The 18926-nt window shown below is 62.9% G+C and carries 16 protein-coding genes and 1 pseudogene; 14 read left to right on the top strand and 3 right to left on the bottom strand.

Annotation, left to right across the window (positions count from 1 at the left end; all coding sequences use genetic code 11):
- Positions 1 to 48: 48 nt before the first annotated feature.
- On the top strand, positions 49 to 711 hold the full coding sequence (locus NLY44_RS04870; protein WP_023806497.1) for an outer membrane protein: 663 nt from the start codon (positions 49 to 51) through the stop codon (positions 709 to 711).
- Between the two features lie 574 nt (positions 712 to 1285).
- Here the strand turns inward: NLY44_RS04870 and NLY44_RS04875 are convergent.
- Complete coding sequence (locus NLY44_RS04875) at positions 1286 to 1477, bottom strand: hypothetical protein (RefSeq protein WP_023673145.1); 192 nt, start codon at positions 1475 to 1477, stop codon at positions 1286 to 1288.
- Positions 1478 to 1696: 219 nt separating this feature from the next.
- Positions 1697 to 2158, bottom strand: coding sequence for a Ros/MucR family transcriptional regulator (locus NLY44_RS04880; RefSeq protein ID WP_023673144.1), 462 nt, complete (start codon positions 2156 to 2158; stop codon positions 1697 to 1699).
- A 269-nt stretch (positions 2159 to 2427) separates the two neighbouring features.
- Between NLY44_RS04880 and NLY44_RS04885 the strand changes: the two genes are divergently transcribed.
- The 10 genes and pseudogenes from NLY44_RS04885 to NLY44_RS04930 all read left to right on the top strand — a co-directional run bounded on the left by NLY44_RS04885 (position 2428) and on the right by NLY44_RS04930 (position 16022).
- On the top strand, positions 2428 to 3177 hold the full coding sequence (locus NLY44_RS04885; protein ID WP_023686036.1) for a Crp/Fnr family transcriptional regulator: 750 nt from the start codon (positions 2428 to 2430) through the stop codon (positions 3175 to 3177).
- 1146 nt (positions 3178 to 4323) lie between these two features.
- Complete coding sequence (gene ligD / locus NLY44_RS04890) at positions 4324 to 4740, top strand: non-homologous end-joining DNA ligase LigD (protein ID WP_155927363.1); 417 nt, start codon at positions 4324 to 4326, stop codon at positions 4738 to 4740.
- A gap of 20 nt (positions 4741 to 4760) precedes the next feature.
- Positions 4761 to 5359: pseudogene (gene ligD, locus NLY44_RS04895) on the top strand (non-homologous end-joining DNA ligase LigD).
- 145 nt (positions 5360 to 5504) lie between these two features.
- Entirely contained in the window at positions 5505 to 6473 is a 969-nt protein-coding gene (locus tag NLY44_RS04900; RefSeq protein ID WP_023690434.1) for an ArdC family protein, read from the top strand.
- 69 nt (positions 6474 to 6542) lie between these two features.
- Complete coding sequence (locus NLY44_RS33175) at positions 6543 to 6863, top strand: DUF2958 domain-containing protein (protein ID WP_460221719.1); 321 nt, start codon at positions 6543 to 6545, stop codon at positions 6861 to 6863.
- Between the two features lie 75 nt (positions 6864 to 6938).
- Entirely contained in the window at positions 6939 to 9059 is a 2121-nt protein-coding gene (locus NLY44_RS04910) for a ParB/RepB/Spo0J family partition protein (protein ID WP_023806499.1), read from the top strand.
- A complete protein-coding gene (locus NLY44_RS04915; RefSeq protein ID WP_023673140.1) occupies positions 9025 to 9225 on the top strand; it encodes a DUF6117 family protein in 201 nt (66 codons plus the stop codon). The genes NLY44_RS04910 and NLY44_RS04915 overlap by 35 nt, the downstream gene beginning before the upstream one ends.
- Positions 9226 to 9398: 173 nt before the next feature.
- Entirely contained in the window at positions 9399 to 13727 is a 4329-nt protein-coding gene (locus tag NLY44_RS04920) for a strawberry notch family protein (protein ID WP_023690436.1), read from the top strand.
- Complete coding sequence (locus NLY44_RS04925) at positions 13724 to 14761, top strand: DUF7146 domain-containing protein (protein WP_023690437.1); 1038 nt, start codon at positions 13724 to 13726, stop codon at positions 14759 to 14761. Before NLY44_RS04920 ends, NLY44_RS04925 begins: the two co-directional genes overlap by 4 nt.
- Positions 14762 to 15101: 340 nt before the next feature.
- Positions 15102 to 16022: a DUF2493 domain-containing protein gene (locus tag NLY44_RS04930; protein ID WP_023690439.1), complete on the top strand. Its 921-nt coding sequence runs from the start codon at positions 15102 to 15104 to the stop codon at positions 16020 to 16022.
- 262 nt (positions 16023 to 16284) lie between these two features.
- Here the strand turns inward: NLY44_RS04930 and NLY44_RS04935 are convergent, their stop codons facing one another.
- Positions 16285 to 16608, bottom strand: a complete 324-nt coding sequence (locus tag NLY44_RS04935) for a nucleotidyl cyclase domain-containing protein (protein WP_023690440.1) — start codon at positions 16606 to 16608, stop codon at positions 16285 to 16287.
- Positions 16609 to 16955: 347 nt separating this feature from the next.
- On the opposite strand from NLY44_RS04935, the gene NLY44_RS04940 reads away from it, so the two are divergent.
- From NLY44_RS04940 to NLY44_RS04950, 3 genes are read left to right on the top strand one after another with little or no spacing between them, the layout of a single operon-like run.
- Complete coding sequence (locus NLY44_RS04940; protein ID WP_286456744.1) at positions 16956 to 17564, top strand: hypothetical protein; 609 nt, start codon at positions 16956 to 16958, stop codon at positions 17562 to 17564.
- Positions 17561 to 17953, top strand: a complete 393-nt coding sequence (locus NLY44_RS04945; protein WP_023702904.1) for a phage holin family protein — start codon at positions 17561 to 17563, stop codon at positions 17951 to 17953. Before NLY44_RS04940 ends, NLY44_RS04945 begins: the two co-directional genes overlap by 4 nt.
- Positions 17950 to 18792: a hypothetical protein gene (locus NLY44_RS04950; RefSeq protein ID WP_286456746.1), complete on the top strand. Its 843-nt coding sequence runs from the start codon at positions 17950 to 17952 to the stop codon at positions 18790 to 18792. Before NLY44_RS04945 ends, NLY44_RS04950 begins: the two co-directional genes overlap by 4 nt.
- Positions 18793 to 18926 lie beyond the last annotated feature (134 nt).

Raw genomic sequence — 18926 nt, forward strand, 5'->3', positions numbered from 1 at the left:
CAATCGGCGCGCTCTGCTACCAAAAAGGTTAGTTACAGGAGATCACCTATGAAGAAGCTGCTTCTTGGTCTGTCGTTGTCTCTGCTGGCTTCGTCGTCGTATGCTGCCGATGCCATCGTTGCAGAAGCCGCGCCGGTCTTTAGCTGGACGGGTGGGTATGTCGGCCTACAGGCAGGCTATGCTTGGGGGAATGGGAACATAGACGAAATCGGTGGGCCGGGCTTTGTCGACACAGATCCCGACGGGTTCCTTGGTGGCGTCTACGCCGGTTACAACTATCAGATGTCCAATAACATTGTGATTGGCGCGGAGCTGGACGTCGTATATGCGAATGTTGATGGCAGCGGCCAAGTCTTCAGCGCTCCTGGTATCCCGATCCCGGGCGGCATCGCCACCGAAGAACTCAACTGGAGTGCGGCGGCAAGACTGCGCCTAGGATATGCCGTTGATCGCTTTCTTCCTTATATTGCGGGTGGCGTTGCGTTTGGCGATGTCGACATAAGTAATAATGGAGGCGGACCTTCGTTCGGAGATACATTCACAGGATGGACGATAGGCGTGGGCTTGGATTATGCCATGACCGACAATCTGCTGCTGCGAGGCGAGTATCGCTATACCGACTTCGGTACAGAATCCTTTGGTGGTCTGGTCAATGCCGACGTTGATCTGAAGACCAACGAGGTTCGCTTCGGCATCGCCTACAAGTTCTAATCCCTGATGTCATAATAGCCTGTCGCTCACCGCGACGGGCTTTTTGTGCAAGAACCGTTTGCGGCGATCCCCTCAACGGAGTTCGCTACCATGGTCAAGACGAAAACCCCTCACAACACGTTTCGCAGGAACAGCTCGCCCGCTTCAAGATCGAGGCGGAACGGCTGCACAAGGCAATCGTCGGCCCGATTGTCGCCGATCTGCGACAATCACCAGGCCGTGCAGGATCCGCATGAAGTGCTGCTCAAGAACGTGAACAATCACCGACAGGGATGCGCTATCCGATGGCCTCTTACAGGTCCGGCGTCGCTGCCTAGTGCTGGATAAGTGGAGTCCCGAGACCGGGGAAGGGCAGCACGTTGCCGCCCGTCCCCCGCCGGCGGCGCAGTTCAACCTCTCGATAGACGAGGATGCCCATCACCATTTCCGCGCTGGCGATTTCCGATCTCGATGGCAACGACTTGAGCTATTGGTGCAGTTGTCGCGTTTCCATGGTCGCAATGTGGCCGGCGATGGCTTCGATGCTATCGCCCAAATTCGCCAGTAACCCTGCGGACCTCTGCATAGGCTTGCTCTACAGCCGCGAAAACGTGTTGAGATGCAGACGCGACCTTTGGCCTTCTGCAAAGGCCACGGCATAGGATTCGAGCTTGAATGATCGGGTGAGTTCCTGGTCTTCCTCGATCACGCGGACAAACCACTCGCCACAGGGTTTGCCAACTTCGACACAAGGGCGTGCTTTGCGAATTGGAATTATGTCAGCCATGGCGTTGCCTCCCAGCAATCAGGCCAAGCGGAGATTAACGTCGTAAGCGGCCTACAACAAGAAAAGATTGGGCAGCAATACGAAGCTGAGGTGTGGGCCACAAATGGCCGGCGCCATGGGTTGGGGAACCTGGGTGGGCACCGGCCAAGAGCGGACAGGTCCGCCGCGATGCATACATCGCCGATTGGTGCCGCGGTGGTAATGGTGTGATCGCGGAAGCTACGCTTTAGCCTTAGCCGTCGGCCTTGCCTTGCCCGTTGCAGTTGCCGTGGGCTGCGGTGCCTTCCTACCCAGACCGATCGACTTCGCCATGGCAGACCGTGAGGCCGCATAGTTGGGAGCGACCATCGGATAAGTGGATGGCAAGTTCCACTTCGTTCGATACGCGTCAGGAGTGAGACCGAAATCCACGCGCAGATGTCGCCGAAGGGTTTTGAACCGCTTACCATCTTCAAGACAGATGATGTAATCGGGAAATACTGACCTTTTTGGATTTACCGCAGGCACTGGTTCTTCGGTCGCGGCAGCCACGCGATGGCCAATCCCAGACAGCGACCCGTGCACTGAGGCTATCAGGTCCGCCAAGCCCGCGACCGGCACGGGATTGTTGCTGACGTACGCGGATACCACATCCGCCGTGAGTTCTACCAGTTCAGCGGCGTGGTCGGGGGCGTCGGTCATGGTGTGAGTCCTCGAATTTGAGAACGATCTATTATAGCTGCTGCCGCAGCTGCGCAACTCGAGGCCCGATGATGGGCCGCTTCCCTCGTAAGCACCAATCCTGTTGAGCCTGTGTTTGCCGATGGGGAAAGGACCATCGGAAGCAGTGCCAGACTTATCACAGGTTAAGTCGGTCCGGTGTTTATGATATAAGGTCGGGCATCATTCGCGTTCTGCTGGCCGCGGGTGACTGAGAGACCATAGCGCTCCCGCCCAAACGGAGAGCCGACATGCTTTATCAAAGCCCCTTAACCGCCAAGTTCCATCGTGCCTTCACCCTCACGTCAGGTGAGCGTCAAGCTCTCGACGCGGTAAGAATAAGGATCGTTGCGATTGGCGCAAACCAGAACTTGGTCCGGGAAGGCGACCAGCCGTCCCGGTGCATAATGGTCCTGGCTGGCTTAGCCAGCACCTCGAAGGTAACAGGAGACGGGAAGCGTCAGGTCACTGCTTATCATGTGCCTGGCGACATGCCCGATCTGTTGAGCCTGCACCTCGATCTGTTGGATAGCGACGTTCGAACGGTGAGCGCTTGCAGTGTTGGCTTCATAGATCACTCGGCTATCCGGCTGCTCTGCGAACGCCACCCCAGGCTGGCGGCAAATCTTTGGCGAACGACACTGGTTGATGCATCGATTTTTCGCGAATGGGTGGTCAATGTCGGGAAGCGCCAAGCGCTTGGCCGAGTGGCCCACCTTCTCTGTGAAATCATGCTACGTATGGAAGATGCCGGACTTGCGTCCGATCAAACCTGCGCTTTTGGTGTGACTCAAGCTGACCTTGGCGAGGCGACAGGGCTGTCGGCAGTCCACATCAACCGCACGCTCAAGTCTCTTCGGGAGAAGCACCTTACATCACTTGTGAATGGCCAATTGACCATCCATGATTGGGAAGGACTGGCCTTTCTTGCTGAGTTCCGGCACGATTACCTGCACTCAGCAAGGAACAATAAAACGGCCGAGTTCATGTCAATGCACTGATTGCTCCAGGGAAAAATCGCCAGAAATGCGGATTGGCTCCAAGGGTAGCCGGACCACTTGTTGGCCTTCGCTGGCCATCAGCGGTGCGATCGCCCCCCAACATGGTCAATGCTTTGATGGCGCGTCGAAGCGTTAGCGCAAGGGGTTCACTTGCGCGCAGAGTGCATTCGGATGCTTACCGGCCCACATGGGCGTTGACTGTCCGTATGGCCGTCTGCGTAGCACCATCCATCCCCTCAACGTGATACTTCGGCACTACAGGGTTTCCACCTCTCTTCATGGCTTTCGATTGGCCGCGCGATCGACCAATTTGTGGGCTCAGCCGCATCAATTCGAGCCCCGCTATTGGCTAGCGACTGTGGAAGAGGTTCCTGGGGCACACCATGCCGGCGCCCAAGGGAATAAATCTCGGCGACGCAATGGGTCAAGCCCGGGGCTCATGCGTCGCTGCAGATTTCGGGAGGACGGCGGATATTCGCTTTTCTCCGACCGAAAGCGTGCCAAGGGACGTCGCCAGCTAAACAGCAACCGGCGTTGACGCTTGAGAGCGCCTGGCAGCGTTCACGGTGGCCTGTATGGGCGCTCGACATTTCGCGAGTGGCATGTGTTGCGAGCTTGTTGCAGATCATGTTCGCACCATGCAACGGCAAAACGCCTCATCGAGCGCAATGGAAAAGCCGCATTCTCAGTTCGGTCGAGCGAGCGCTTTCTGCACGAGTTGTGACAGGGGAGGGCCTGTCAGGCTTGGAATTCACAAGCTGCAACGCAATTGAGGAAGAAGCCGAAAGGGTGCAAGACCAGATCGATTTCTTGCAGCCAAACTCGGCTCTGGTGTGGTTCAATCCTGTTTGCATCATCGCGGATCAGCGGTCGGACTGTCGAGAACTGAACTGCGCGATCTCAGCCGGTGGGCTTCGAACCAAAACATGCGGACCACCGCGGACGGGGACAGTCGGTCCCGCGTCCCGTCCTGGGGCCGGCGCTATGCTGACGCTCCTACGGCTGTCCTGTTCACCGCCCGCGGCGGGGGGCGAATTTCCTCCGTCCTGCGCGTGACAATTGTCCGCTGTTGCGGCCGCGCGCAGGACTGCGGCTTATGCGCCGTTCTTCCTTGAGCGCCGACGGTCGCCGGCGCGGTGCTTGGGCATGGAACCGAATCCCAGGCAGCGTATTGACATGTATCCGAGTTCCTCATGTCCGAGTAGACGGCACTCTCAACAAAAGGCGCAAACGGCCCAGAGACTCGGCCAATCTCGATCCGGCAACGAGATCGCCGCTGCTGTCGGCGTCAAGCTGACGCATCCGGACAAGGTCATGTATCCAGGCACCAAGGTGACCAAATCCACGCTCGCCGCCTACTACGCAGTGGTCGCCGAGAAGATGCTGCCGCACATTCAGGATCGGCCGCTGTCGCTGGTGCGCGATACTCACGGCGACCTGCAGCAGACCTTCTTTCAGAAGCACAACCTGCCAGGCGTGCCCAGGGCCATCCATGATGGCCACTTGGAGAAGGTGTCCGGTAAGGAAAGCCGCATCTCGTGGTCGATGACTTGGCTGGGCTGATCGCGGGCGTCCAGACGAACGTGCTCGAATTCCACATCTGGGGAAGCCGTCGCCAGCAGCCGGATCTGCCGCACCGCATGATCTTCGACATCGACCCCGACAGGGCTTGGGCTTTGCTGCCGTCAAGCAGGCAGCCCTCGACATTCGGAGCATTCTGGAAGCGCTTGGATTGCAGTCGTGGCCGTTGCTGTCCGGCGGCAAGGGCGTTCATGTGGTCGTCCTGCTCCTCCCGGAGGCAGACTGGGACGAGGTCAAGAGCTTCTGCCAGGACTTCGCCGAACTGCTGGCCCGTACAGATCCGTCGCGCTTCGTCGCCAATATGAGCAAGGCGAAGCGCAAGGGCCGAATGTTTCTCGATTACCTGCGCAACGGCCAGGGCTCCACTGCAATCTGCCCCTGGTCGACTCGGGCACGCGCGGGGGCGTCGTGCGCGGTGCCTGTCAGCTGGGATGAGTTGCCCACCTGCGAAAAACGCCAACGGCTTCGATGTCTTCGCCGCCGCCGCGCGGGCTCAGGTGCGCGAAGCCTGGGAAGGTTATTTCGACGTCGCACAAACGCTTACCGACCGCATTCGGCACGCAGTCCGGCAGCAATAACCATAGGTCAGCGACACTACTGATTGGCGCGGACCGCCTTTGCCCCAAGTCCGGGAGCGTCCCCCTTCGAGGCCTGGGCTAGCCTCTAGAGCGAGAGTACGGACCGGTTTGCCGTGACGGGTTGAGAGCTGGAGGAGAGGCCTCCGGCGCCCGTCGCGGAGAAACCAGATGTCCAGACATTACGCTCGCGCCGGCGCCGACCGGGCAAGCCTCTATGATGACATCACCAACAAGATCATCGCCGAGCTGGAGGCTGGGCGCTTTCCCTGGGTGCCCTGGGGCACGGCGGCGGAGCAAGCACCCCTCGCCATGCCGGCCAATGCCGCCTCTGGCCGTGCCTATTCGGGGATCAACGTGCTGATCCTGTGGGGTGCGGTCGTCGAGCATGGCTTTCCCGTCCAGGGCTGGCTGACTTTCCGCCAGGCGCTATCGCTGGGCGGCCATGTCCGCAAGGGCGAACACGGGACCACCGTCGTCTATTCTGACCGCTTCATCCCTGACGACGAGAAGAAACGCGCGCGGGAGACCGGCGAGGCAGCACGGGCCATACAGTTTCTGAAGCGCTTCACCGTCTTCAACGTCGCGCAATGCGAAAATCTGCCCGACGATCTGGCGGTGTTTCCGCCCGCACCAGAGCCCGGACTGATCGAACCGGCCGTCGAGGCACTGATCAAGGCGACAGGGATCGATTTCCGCATCGGCGGCAATAGCGCCTATTATGTGCCGGCGCACGACTACGTGCAGGTGCCGCCTCCGCAGGCGTATTTCGAGACCATTGACTGGCACCGCACCGCCCTGCACGAGCTTGGCCATGCGACCGGCCATCCCTCCCGCGTCGGCCGTGACCTCGGCTGCGCCTTCGGCACAAAGCGATATGCTTTCGAGGAACTGGTCGCCGAAATGAACGCAGCCTTCTGCTGCGCCTCGCGAGGTATTGCGCCGACCGTGCGCCACGCCGATTACCTGGCCTCCTGGCTCGACGTCCTGCGCGAAGACAACCGAGCCATCGTGCGTGCCGCCTCCCAAGCCAGCAAGGCAGCCGACTGGTTGCTCGCCTTCCTTCCGCAACCCGACAACGGAACCAGGGCAGGGCCCGCCAGCGTCGATGAGGTCGAAATCGAGAAGAGGGCGGCATGATCGTTCTCACCGAGGAACTGCGCGTGCCTGCTCGCCAATAGCCGCGATCGCGACGCCGAACACGTACGGGTGGTGAAGCTCTTCAAATCAACTCGGCGAAGGAATTGGCTCGCAACCGCGCTCGAGATGACGTCGATCCGGCTGCCTTTCGGCATCGGCATCGAGCGGGACATGCTCTTTGGCACCGACCTGCCGATTTCCGTCTGGGCAGAGGCGGTCCGCCGGGGCGGAAACCTTCGCGACGCCGAACGCAACTCGACCATGCCGGCCAATCTGGCCGAGACGGCGAGTGAGATCTCAGCTTGTAATCCGCAAGCCGCAGATGCGCAGTCGTGTCTGCGGCCCTGTCCCCACCTCTGGATCTTCGGTGCGGCTCAGTCCTCAGAGTGAGAGGGCTGCGCCCGTCTTTTTTGACGGGTTTGGAGGACGAGAGAGTTTCGGCCGCCCGTCGCGGAGATAGTCCACATGGCTACGCCCAAGCAGAAGATCACCCTCAACGCTTCACGTGACATCCCCTTCAACAAGCTGATGCTGAGCCAGTCCAATGTCCGGCGCATCAAGCGCGGGGAAACCATAGAGGACCTCGCCGCGTCGATCGCCCGGCGCGGCCTGCTCCAGAGCCTCAACGTCCGGCCAGTGTTGGACGGCGAGGGCAACGAGACCGGCATGTTTGAGGTGCCGGCTGGCGGGCGCCGCTATCGCGCGCTGGAACTGCTGGTCAAGCAGAAGCGCATAAGCAAGACCGAGCCAGTTCCCTGCGTCATAAGCGACGCCCACAGCGCGGTCCCGATCGAGGAGGACTCGCTGGCCGAGAATTTTCAGCGCGAAGATTTACATCCGCTCGACATGTTTCGCGCCTTCCAGACACTTCATGACCAGGGCGCGAGCCATGAGGAGATTGCCGCACGCTTCTTCGTCTCCGCAACATTCGTGCAGCAGCGCCTCAGGCTGGCCAGGGTTTCGGCCAAGCTGCAGGAGATTTACGAGCAGGATGGCATGAAGCTCGAGCAGCTCATGGCGTTCACCGTGACCGACGATCACGCCCGTCAGGAGCAGGTCTGGGAGGCGCTCGAAAACTCCTGGTCGAAGGAGCCGCAGCAGATCCGGCGCCTGCTGACGGAGACCACTGTGCGGGCAAGCGATCGCCGGGCGCTGTTCGTCGGTGTCGACGCGTATGTCGCTGCCGGCGGCGTGGTGCTGCGCGACCTGTTCGAGGCCGACAATGGCGGCTGGCTGCAGGACCCCGCTCTGCTCGACCGCTTGGTCGGCGATAGGCTGAAGTCGATCGCCGACGAGATCGCGGCGGAGGGCTGGAAGTGGATCGTGGTCGATGCCGATCTGCCCTACGGGTACAATCACGGTCTGCGGGCAATCGCTGGCACCCCCGTCGGTCTGACCGACGCGGAGCGGGCGGAACGCGAAGCCCTGCGGGCGGAGTACGACCGGCTGGAAGCCGAGTATGGCGAATCCGACGAACTCCCCGACGATGTCGATCAGCGCCTCGGTCAAATCGAGACCGCGCTTGAGGCCTTCGAGAGCCGGCCGATGCACTACGATGGGGCCGAGATCGCCCGCGCCGGTGTGTTCATCAGCATCGATCGTGATGGCGATCTCGTCGTCGATCGGGCCCATGTGCGCCCCGAGGACGAAGCGATGCAGGCGGTCGACGGCCACTCGGCCGAGCCAGGTTGCGCCACCGAGAACGAAGACAGCAGACACAATCCTTCGGCCCGCGCGATTATCACCATCGGCGCGCAGGCGTCCGAGCCTGAGGAGGATGACGGCGACACCATCAAGCCGCTACCCGAGCGCCTGGTCATCGAACTTACTGCCCATCGCACGTTGGCGCTGCGCAACGCACTGGCCGAGAACCAGCATGTGGCCATCACGGCGCTCTTGCACCGGCTCGTCCTCGACACCTTCGGTCAGCGTTCCGCCATCGGCTGCGTCGAGGCCTTCGTCCGACATGTCCACTTGCCGTGGCAGGACGTCGGTCTCAAGGACAGCCCTGCGGCCAAGGCCGTCCATGAGCGCCATGAGGCATGGAAGAGCGACATTCCACTGGATGACGACGAGGCCCTATGGGCGTGGCTCGACGGACTCGATGAAGCAAGCCGGCAGACGCTGCTGGCGCATTGCGTCAGCTATGGGATCAACGCCTTGTTCGAACGACCCAATCCCTACGGCAGCGGCGTTTCCCAGCATGGACTCGATCAGCGCCGGCGTGAAGCCGATCGGTTGTCCCGTGCCACCGGGCTTGACATGGTAGATGCCGGCTGGCGGCCGACGGTGGATAACTATCTCGGTCGCGTCACCAAGTCCCGCATTCTCGAAGCCGTGCGCGAAGGCGCCGGCGACCAGGCCGCCCAGCTTATCGACCATCTCAAGAAGGCCGACATGGCCAAAGAGGCCGAGCGCCTCCTGGCCGATAGTGGCTGGCTACCCGAACCGCTCCGCCTTCGCGGCAATGACGCCGCCCGGCCGAATGTGGGCGAGGAAGCTGACCTCCCCGAATTCCTGGCCGGTGATGACGAGGACGGCTCGGCCACCCATGAGACTGCCGCACACGCGGTCGCCGCCGGATAGCACCGTCGGCGGAGTGGCGCGGGTCGCTCGGCCCTTTCTTCTTCACTACGAGTTCACGCCGTTCGCTCATCTTGCCGACGGCAATCCCTATGATGCCTACCTGCCGCCCGATCCCGACAGCGCCAATGGTTTCCTACAGAAGTCGGGGCCTGACGGCGGAATATGATCGAGATCGGTTGATACCGGCAAGCGCTCCACCTCATGGCGGGGCGCTTGTTTCATTTTGGCTTCGGTGGAGGCCAGAGAGGGAGAGGCGAGCCGGGATGGTTTTGAATCCGCACGGTCCAGAGAGAGCGCCGCGCGGCTCGATCCTGTCCCCGCTCTCCCGAGGTTCACACCATGTACATGATCTCGCCCGCTGTGGCAGTTCCCGCAGCCGCGCCGCTCCCGCTCCCCCAAACCGGTGCAGCCGGCGCTATCTTCGCCGCCGCCGGCCTTCTGCTTCCCCATCTCGAGCGCGGCGACAGCATCGACGCGCCAAAGTTGCGCGCGGCGATGGAAGCCGCATTCGGCGCCTCCGACGCCGCCGGCGCCTGGGACTGGAAGCAGGCCTACGATGCCTGCGAGGCTGCGACGGTCCTTTTCCTGCGCAAGTACGGAAAGGCGTTGTTCCGCAAGGCCGCGTCTCCGGCTCTCCGGCTGTCAGCATTGTCGAAGATCGCCCGGCTCATGCCGACGCATACCCGCCGATCCGAAGAAGCACAGACCTTCCAGCAGTTCTCGACGCCGATTCCGCTCGGCATGGTCGCCGCAACGGCCGCTGCCATCACGCCGGCCGACCGTGTGCTGGAGCCTTCCGCCGGCACCGGGCTGCTCGCCATCCTGGCCGAGATAGCCGGCGCCTCGCTCATTCTCAACGAGCTTGCCGAAACCCGCGCGGCACTTCTCTCCGGCCTCTTTCCGGCCGTCTGCGCCAGCCGCTTCGACGCCGCCCAGATCGACGACCATCTCTATCCCGGCGCCGTGCCCAGCGTGGTGCTGATGAACCCGCCCTTTTCGGTCATGGCCAACGTCGAGGGCCGCATGGCCGACGCGGCCTGGCGGCACATCGCCTCGGCCCTGGCGCGCCTTGCGCCCGGCGGGCGGCTGGTGACGATTACCGGTGCGAACTTCGCGCCCGACCACCCGGCCTGGACCGCCGCCTTTACTCGCCTGCAGGAACGTGGCCGCATCGTCTTCTCCGCCGCCATCGACGGCTCGGCCTACGCCAAGCATGGCACGACCTTTCCGACACGCCTCACCGTCATCGACCGGGTGCCGGCGGACGATCCGGACGTGTTCCCGGCAGATCAGGGCGTTGCCCCGGATGCCGCGACGCTGATCGCATGGGTCGGCGAGCATGTGCCGGCACGGCTGCCGGTCACCATACCCGCAGGTGCAACTCCCACATCGTCGTCGGCCGCACCCCGCACAGTGCGCGGCTATCTTGGTCCCACGGCAAGAATAACACCGCGGCCACCGCTCACTGATCCCGATGCCGTTGAGCTCGCCTATCAGGTGCTCGACTGGAAGGCCGCCGAGGGCGGCCACATCAGCGACGCCATCTACGAGGACTACGCGCTTCAGGCGATCCGCATTCCCGGCGCGCAGCCGCACCCCACCCAACTCGTGCAATCGGCGGCCATGGCCTCGGTCGCGCCGCCCAAGCCGAGTTATCGGCCGCGCCTGCCGAAGAACGTCCTTGACCTGCTCTCGGACGCGCAGCTCGAGACCGTCATCTATGCGGGCGATGCTCACGCCGAGTATCTCGCCGGCGCCTGGACGCTCGACGATACCTTTGACGTAATTAGCGCGGCGGCAGATGACGCGGCGCGGGCCGTGCGCTTCCGGCAAGGCTTCATGATCGGCGACGGTACCGGTGTAGGCAAGGGCCGCGAGTCCGCCGCCGTAATCCTAGACAATTGGATGCAGGGCCGTCGCAAGGCCGTCTGGATCTCCAAGTCAGACAAGCTCATCGAGGATGCGCAGCGCGACTGGTCCGCGCTCGGCATGGAGCGCTTGCTGGTCACCCCGCTCTCCCGCTTCCCGCAGGGCAGGCCGATCACGCTGGCGGACGGCATCCTGTTCACCACCTATGCCACGCTGCGGTCCGACGATCGCGGCGAGAGGCTTTCGCGGGTCAAGCAGATCGTCGAATGGTTGGGTCCGGATTTCGATGGGGTCATCATCTTCGACGAGGCGCACGCCATGCAAAATGCCGGTGGCGGCAAGAGCGAACGCGGCGACGCCGCTCCCTCCCAGCAAGGCCGTGCCGGCCTGAGGCTACAGCACGCCCTGCCGAATGCCCGCATCGTCTATGTGTCGGCGACTGGCGCCACCACCGTGCACAATCTCGCCTATGCCCAGCGGCTCGGCCTCTGGGGCGGCGAGCATTTTCCATTCTCGACCCGCGCCGAGTTCGTCGAGGCGATCGAGGCTGGCGGCGTGGCGGCGATGGAAGTACTGGCACGCGACCTCAGGGCACTTGGCCTCTATACCGCCCGCTCGCTCTCTTTCAACGGTGTCGAATACGAACTGCTCGAGCATGAGCTGACGCCCGAACAGGTGCGCATCTATGACGCGTACGCTGGGGCCTTCGGCGTCATCCACAACAATCTCGATGCTGCGATGCAGGCGGCCAACATCACCGGCAGCACCGGCACGCTCAATGCCCAGGCCAAGTCGACCGCGCGCAGCGCCTTTGAAAGCGCCAAGCAGCGCTTCTTCGGCCATTTGTTGACCAGCATGAAGACACCGACCCTGATCAAATCCATCACCGGCGATCTGGAGGAGGGCCATGCGGCCGTTGTCCAGATCGTCTCGACGGGTGAGGCGCTCATGGAGCGGCGGCTGGCCGAGTTGCCGACCGAGGAATGGAACGATGTTCGCGTCGACATCACGCCGCGCGAATACGTCCTCGACTACCTCGCTCATTCCTTCCCGGTGCAGCTCTACGAGCCCTTCACGGATTCGGAGGGCAATCTGTCGTCGCGCCCGGTCTACCGCGATGGCCAGCCGGTCGAGAGCCGCGAGGCGGTCGCCCGGCGCGACGAGCTGATCGCGAAACTCGCCAGCTTGACGCCTGTCCCCGGCGCGCTCGACCAGATCGTCCAACATTTCGGCGCGGACCTCGTCGCCGAAGTCACTGGCCGCTCGCGCCGCATCGTGCGCAAGCGCGACCGCCTGGTCGTCGAGCACCGAGCAGGGTCGGCAAATCTGGCCGAGGCGCAGTCCTTCATGGACGATCAGAAGCGCGTTCTGGTGTTTTCCGACGCCGGCGGGACGGGTCGTTCCTACCATGCCGAACTCTTGGCACGGAACACGCGGCTGCGTGTGCATTATCTGCTCGAAGCCGGGTGGAAGGCCGACACCGCCATCCAGGGCCTGGGCCGCACGCATCGGACCAATCAGGCGCAGCCGCCGCTGTTCCGGCCGATCTCGACCAATGTGAAGGCGGAAAAGCGCTTCCTCTCGACGATCGCCCGCCGTCTCGACACGTTGGGCGCAATCACGCGCGGCCAGCGCCAGACCGGTGGCCAAGGGCTGTTCCGGCCAGAGGACAATCTTGAAAGCCACTATGCCGGCGATGCCTTGCGGCAGCTCTATCTCCTGATCGTACGCGGCAAGGTCGAGGGTTGCACACTCCAGCGTTTCGAGGCGGCGACCGGTCTCAAGCTGATGGACAACAACGGCATCAAGGACGAGTTGCCGCCGATCACCACCTTCCTCAATCGCCTGTTGGCGCTGACCATCGAAGTGCAGGGCGTGCTGTTCGGCGCCTTCGAGCAGCTTCTGGCCGCTCGGATCGGTGGCGCCATCGCCTCGGGCACCTATGACACCGGGCTGGAGACCCTGCGGGCCGAGAGCTTCGTCATCACCGACCGGCAGGTCATCTACGCCCATCCGCGCACCGGCGCCGAAACGCGGCTGCTGACGATCACCCAGCGCAAGCGCAATCGGCCCGTCATGCTCGATGCGGCGCTCCATCACCTTCGCGATTTGCGCGCCATCCTACTGATCAACGAGCAATCTGGCCGCGCCGCCGTGCAGATCCCAACCACCAGCATCATGCTCGACGACGGCGAGATCGAGCCGCGGGTCCGCCTGATCCGGCCAATGGAAGGCCAGAACATGCCGCTCAAGGCTATGGGCGAAACCCGCTGGGTCGAGGCCCACCGTGAAGCTTTCGCTGCAGCATGGAATGCGGAGGTCGCCGAGACTCCCGAGTTTGCCGATGCCGTGCTGCACATGGTGACGGGCCTGTTGTTGCCGATCTGGAAGCGTCTGCCAAACGAGTCGACCCGCGTTTTTCGACTTCAGACCGACGAGGGCGAGCGCATAATTGGTCGCCTTGTCACGCCGGCCTGGGCCGCCAACGCCACGGTGACAGGCGTCGCATCGCTATCGCCCGAGCAGGCGCTCGCGGCGCTGATCGACGGGCGGACGATCCTTGATCTCGCCGAGGGTCTCCAGCTTCGCCGCAGCCGCGTCATGGGCGCGTGGCGCATCGAACTGTCGGGCTTCACCGACATGATGCGGGAGCGCCTCACCGCCTACGGTCTCTTCCACGAGATCATTTCGTGGAAGCTCAGGATGTTCGTGCCGATCGACGCCAACGGGCTCGCCGTGCTGGAGCGCGTGCTCGACCGCTTCCCAATCGAGCGGGTCAGTGAGCGGGAGGCTGCATGATTCCGCGTCACGCTGCATCCGACCTCGCACACCGCCTCGCCGAACATGCCGAGGCGGTGTGCCGCCACTACCTCTCCAATGGCCGTCGCCAGGGCAACTATTGGAGCGTCGGCGACGTCCGCAATGCGCCGGGCCGCTCGACGTTCGTGCGTCTGCAGCCATCCCCGAAGGGACCGCCAGGCAAATGGACCGACGCCGCTACCGGCGAGCATGGCGACCTGCTCGACGTCATCCGCGAATCCCTCGGACTGGTCAACTTCCGGGACGTCGCCAATGAGGCGCGCCTGTTTCTCGCTATGCCAGATGCCATGCCACCCCGACCGGCCGCGCCGATCACGCAGGTCCCCATTGGATCTCCGGAAGCGGCTCGCCGACTGGTCGCCATGTCGAAGCCCATTATCGGCACCCTCGTGGAAACCTATTTGCGTGGACGTGGCATTGCGACTTTGTCCGGCACCGGATCGCTGCGGTTCCATCCGCGCTGCTACTACCGGCCCGGCGATCATGGACCGACCGAGACCTTGCCGGCAATGATCGCTGCTGTCACCGACCTAGATGGACATTTGACCGGCGCGCACCGCACCTGGCTCGCACCGGACGGCACCGGCAAGGCGCTCGTCGACACGCCGCGTCGCGCAATGGGTGACCTTCTGGGTCACGCCGTCCGCTTCGGTGCACCCGGCAGCGTCATGGCGGCAGGCGAGGGCATTGAGACGACGCTGTCGCTCAGATGCGCCTTGCCCGATATGGCGATGGCTGCGGCACTCTCGGCAGCCCATCTAGCCGCCATCCTGTTCCCGCCAACCCTGCGCCGGCTCTATGTCATCCGCGACAACGATCCGGCCGGTGACGGTGCCCGCGACAGCCTGCTCGAGCGCGCGACGGACGCCGGAATCGATGCAATCGTGCTGTCGCCAGCGATGCAAGACTTCAACGAAGACCTCAGCCGCTTCGGACTTGCGGCCTTCCGGGCCTCGATTGCAGACCAGCTCATGCGCAAAGATCGCATCCGATATCTGACACAGGCGGCATGAGCCGGGAGGGGAAGCGCGCGGCGCACGGTGCCGGTGCGGCGCATGGATGAGTGACCCGCCGGCAGAGACCCGAGACCCGGCCTTCGAGAGGGCGATCGGCCCACGAACTGGCCGGCCAGGCAATGGCGGCGGCCGACTATTTTCCGGCGCGCGCGACTGGTCGCGAATGGCAGCGATCGGGCGCGACGCCTTTCCATCGCGAGGCAAAATAGTCGGCCGCCGCCATCCTCCGCTGCGCTCCGGCCCTCCGCATCGCTGCGGGTGTCGGACCGTCCCGCCCGTGGGCTCTCGTCGCCATGAAGGCCGCGAGGGTCGCGGTCAAACCGACGGGAGCATCCCCATGAGAGAGCACGACGACACTGAACCGCACCACGCCGCTTCTGCGACCGATCACATCCTCACCGAACTCCAGCTCTATGGCTGGCGACCATTTGCGGACGAGCCCGATCCGCGACCGCTCCCCGGTGGCGACCAAGTGGCCGGAGCCGTGGCCGACATCTTTGACGCCCTCATCGTCACCCTGGCTGACACGCGCCTCGAACCCGACCTCGATGACTTGCTCTGGTCCCTCACCAATGTCTTCCACCGAGCTGTACAACGGATCGAGCGGCAACTGGAAGACAACGAGCAGGCCCAGCGCTGTCTGCAGCGCGAACAGGATGGCAGCGAGATCAAGGCGGTTGAACTCGAGACACTCACCGCCCAGGGCCAGACCATGATCGAACGGCGGGGCGCCTTCGAGCTCATGCGTGACCAGGCCGCCGAACACTACGATCAGTACACCGGTTCTGCCTGGCGACCGCGCACGGGGTCGATGGTAAACCACCACCATCTCACCGCCGCAATGATCGATAGCCGCGACTTCCTCGCGGCCAGGCGGCGCGCGGAAACCGAGGTCATGTTGCCGGCCGGCCCCAAGATCGCCTTCTCCGGCGGCGATACCGCCGATCACGAGATGATCTGGGCAAAGCTCGACCAAATCCGCGCCAAGCACCCCGACATGGTGCTGATGCACGGCGGATCACGCAAAGGCGCTGAAAAGATCGCCGCCCGCTGGGCCGATCATCGCAAGGTGCCGCAGGTCGCCTTCAAGCCCGACTGGAGCAGACACGCCAAGGCCGCTCCCTTTAAGCGCAACGACCAGATGTTGGCGGTCATGCCGATCGGCGTCATCATCTTTCCCGGCACCGGCATTCAGGAGAACCTCGCCGACAAGGCCCGCAAGCTCGGCATCCCGGTCTATCGATTAGGCGGCTCGTGAGCGCCCCCTTTGACCCTAGATCTTAGTCCAGGTTGGTCACCGCTATTCCACAATCTCACCGATGTGGAGGTATGTCTTTCACGACGCGAACGGCGGCTTCGCGCCTCATGACAGTCGGTTCCCCGGTTCAGTCCATTCACCAAAAGCGGGCGTCGCCAAACGGCCAGCCCTCAGGCTGTTATGTTCGCGGCAAATGCTCAGCTGGGCCGAATGGATGAGGCGCGACGATACCAGGCAAAATTCTGGGCACTCCGCCGGACTGTCACGAGTCCTCGAAGCGCAGGCCGATCTTTCCCGCTGCATGTTCCTGCACGCGTTCGGAAACGCAGATCCTGCCAGGCTCGGCGATCCTCTCCAGACGCGCGGCGATGTTGACCCCCGCGCCCAAGACGTGACCGTCCTGTTCGATGATGTCGCCGACGATCTTGCCGCGATGCGTGGCAATACAGGGATCGAGGTGGTCACGTTGATGGCTGTTCAAGCGCTCGAGGGCACCTTCTTCGTCAGCGCCCATCAGTTGACTGTACCCGGCGAGGTCAGCCGCAAGGATCGCCGAGAGCTTGCGCTCGACCCGACCGATTTCCATCCAGTCCCTCTGCAAGGCGTCAGGATCATATTTGCCCAGGTCAAGCGATCCAAGTCCGCTCTTCCGGTTTTCTTTGGGATCGCGTCAACCATGTCGGGCGCACCCGTTCGTACGGAGCAACTGGCGCTCCGCACGAGGGACAGGGCAACTCACTGGTGACTGGGTGCGTGCCTGACGAAGCTCTTCGTTTCGGCTGAGATAAATGCTCTCACTTACGGAACATCGCAGGTTCGTCGAAGTTGGAAAGCTACGGAGGACGTGCACATGAACAGTGTCATCTATCTTATCGGCCTTATCGTTGTCGTGCTCGCGGTCCTCTCCTTCCTCGGTTTTCACTAGGTGGCCTCATGCAGCATGAGAACGATCAGGGCGGACAGCCCACCGATTTCGACAAGGCGAAAAGCGACGTCTCCGACAGACTTCGCCAGGAAAATGAGCGTGCCAGCGAGTTGCTTCACGACGCGCGGGACGAGGTGACCCGTAAGGCTGGCGACTATGCATCTGAAGCCACGCAGGTCATCTCCGACAAGGCGGAGGAGGCGCAGCGCGACATCGGATCGAGCTTGGCGGCGTTGGGTGGTGCACTGCGAGCCGCCAGCGATCACCTTGCCAGCAACGATGAAAGGAACGCATCGAAGTTCGCTTTGGATGCTGCCAGTGGCCTTGAGCGGCTTTCATCGTCCTTGAAACAGAAGCCCTTTAGCCAAGTCCTTGATGACGTGCAGTCCTTCGGCCGGCAAAATCCCGGTGTCCTGCTTGCGGGATCGGTGTTGGCCGGATTGGCTCTCGGGCGGTTCATCAAGGCTTCTCCGCCGGCAAGGCCCGATTCTGAGGCCGCTCCGGGAGGCCTCAGATCACACACCGATCAGCCACAGGGTTGGTCCGCTGATCGTCCACAAGATTTTGGCGTGGTCGGCGATGATGGGGCCACGCAGATCGCGGAGCAGGACAGATGAACACCCAGGACAATCCCAGCCTTGCCGGGCTAGTCACCGATTTGGCCCAGAATGTCACCACTCTGGTGCAAACCGAGGCGAGGCTGTTTCGGGCCGAGCTCTCTGAAAAGCTTACCAAAGCCGGAGCAGGTGCCGCGGAAGTGCTGGGCGGCGCGATTTGCCTGCTCGCCGCGCTCTTGGTGTTGCTGCAGGCGCTCATTATCGCGCTGACGCGGGCAGGGCTTGGCGCGGGGTGGTCTTCCCTGCTGGTCGGTGTGGTCGTGGCGGTCCTCGGCGTCATCCTGCTGCGGACCGGGACGGCCAGCATGGCGCCTTCGGAACTTACCCCCGACCGGACCCAGGGACAGCTCAAGCGCGACGCGAGCGCGATTAAGGAACAGGTGAGATGAACGAGAAATCCGCAGCCGAACTTGAACGCGAGGCCGAGGCTGCTCGCGCTCGGGTGATGGAGACCGCCGAATCCATTCGAGGCAAGATGACGCCTGGACAATTGCTGGATGAGTTCACCGGGCTGTTCTCGGGAGGGGAGAGCGCGGCCATGCTCAGCAATCTCAGAACGCAGGTCCGAGACAATCCTTTGCCGGTCACCATGGTGGGCGCAGGTCTGGCCTGGCTGATGTTCGGCAGCGGTACCTCAAACACCGCCCACCGTTCGGCTGGCTATCCATTGCCTTCAGCGCCGGGACGACATGATGTAGCAGGGGAGCGCGGCGGCTTGGGCGGCACGCTCTCCGATGCCGCGGAATTGGTCTCCTCGAGCGCTGCCAGCGTCGGCGACACCATATCGAGCACCGCAAGAGCCGCTGCGGCGGGTCTGACGGGAAGCGCTGCCAATGCAAGCTCGACGACTGGGGACATGGCGGCGAAAGCCAGCCGCTCCGCGCAAGATCTGTTGGAGGATCAACCCTTGGCCGTTGCGGCCGTCGGTCTCGCCATCGGCGCCGCTATAGGTGCAATTCTGCCCCATACCGCAACGGAGGACGAGCAACTAGGCGCCTATGGCGACAAGCTTCGCGATTCCGCCGAAACTTTGCTCGACAGGGGCCTCGATGAGGCCAAGCAGGTCGCCGCCGACGCCTATGAGACCATCAAGCAGGAAGCTGGCCGGCAAGATATGGAAGCAGACACGATAGCCGATCAGCTCGGCGAGATCGTGAAGTCCACAGCAGACAAGACCGAGCATGCCGTGCGCGAACGTATTTCCGATACGCCTCAGCGTCAAACCTAGCCTGATGGTCCTGGATCAGCGATAGACGGTTCCAGAAGGCGTGCATAATAGTCGCGCTGATCGCTGCGCGTGGAGCTCGATCATGCCCTTCAAAGCACGTGGAAGATGGGCGGACGGGGACTTAATTCCTGACC

The organism is Mesorhizobium sp. C089B (assembly GCF_030323125.1).
Classification (GTDB): domain Bacteria; phylum Pseudomonadota; class Alphaproteobacteria; order Rhizobiales; family Rhizobiaceae; genus Mesorhizobium.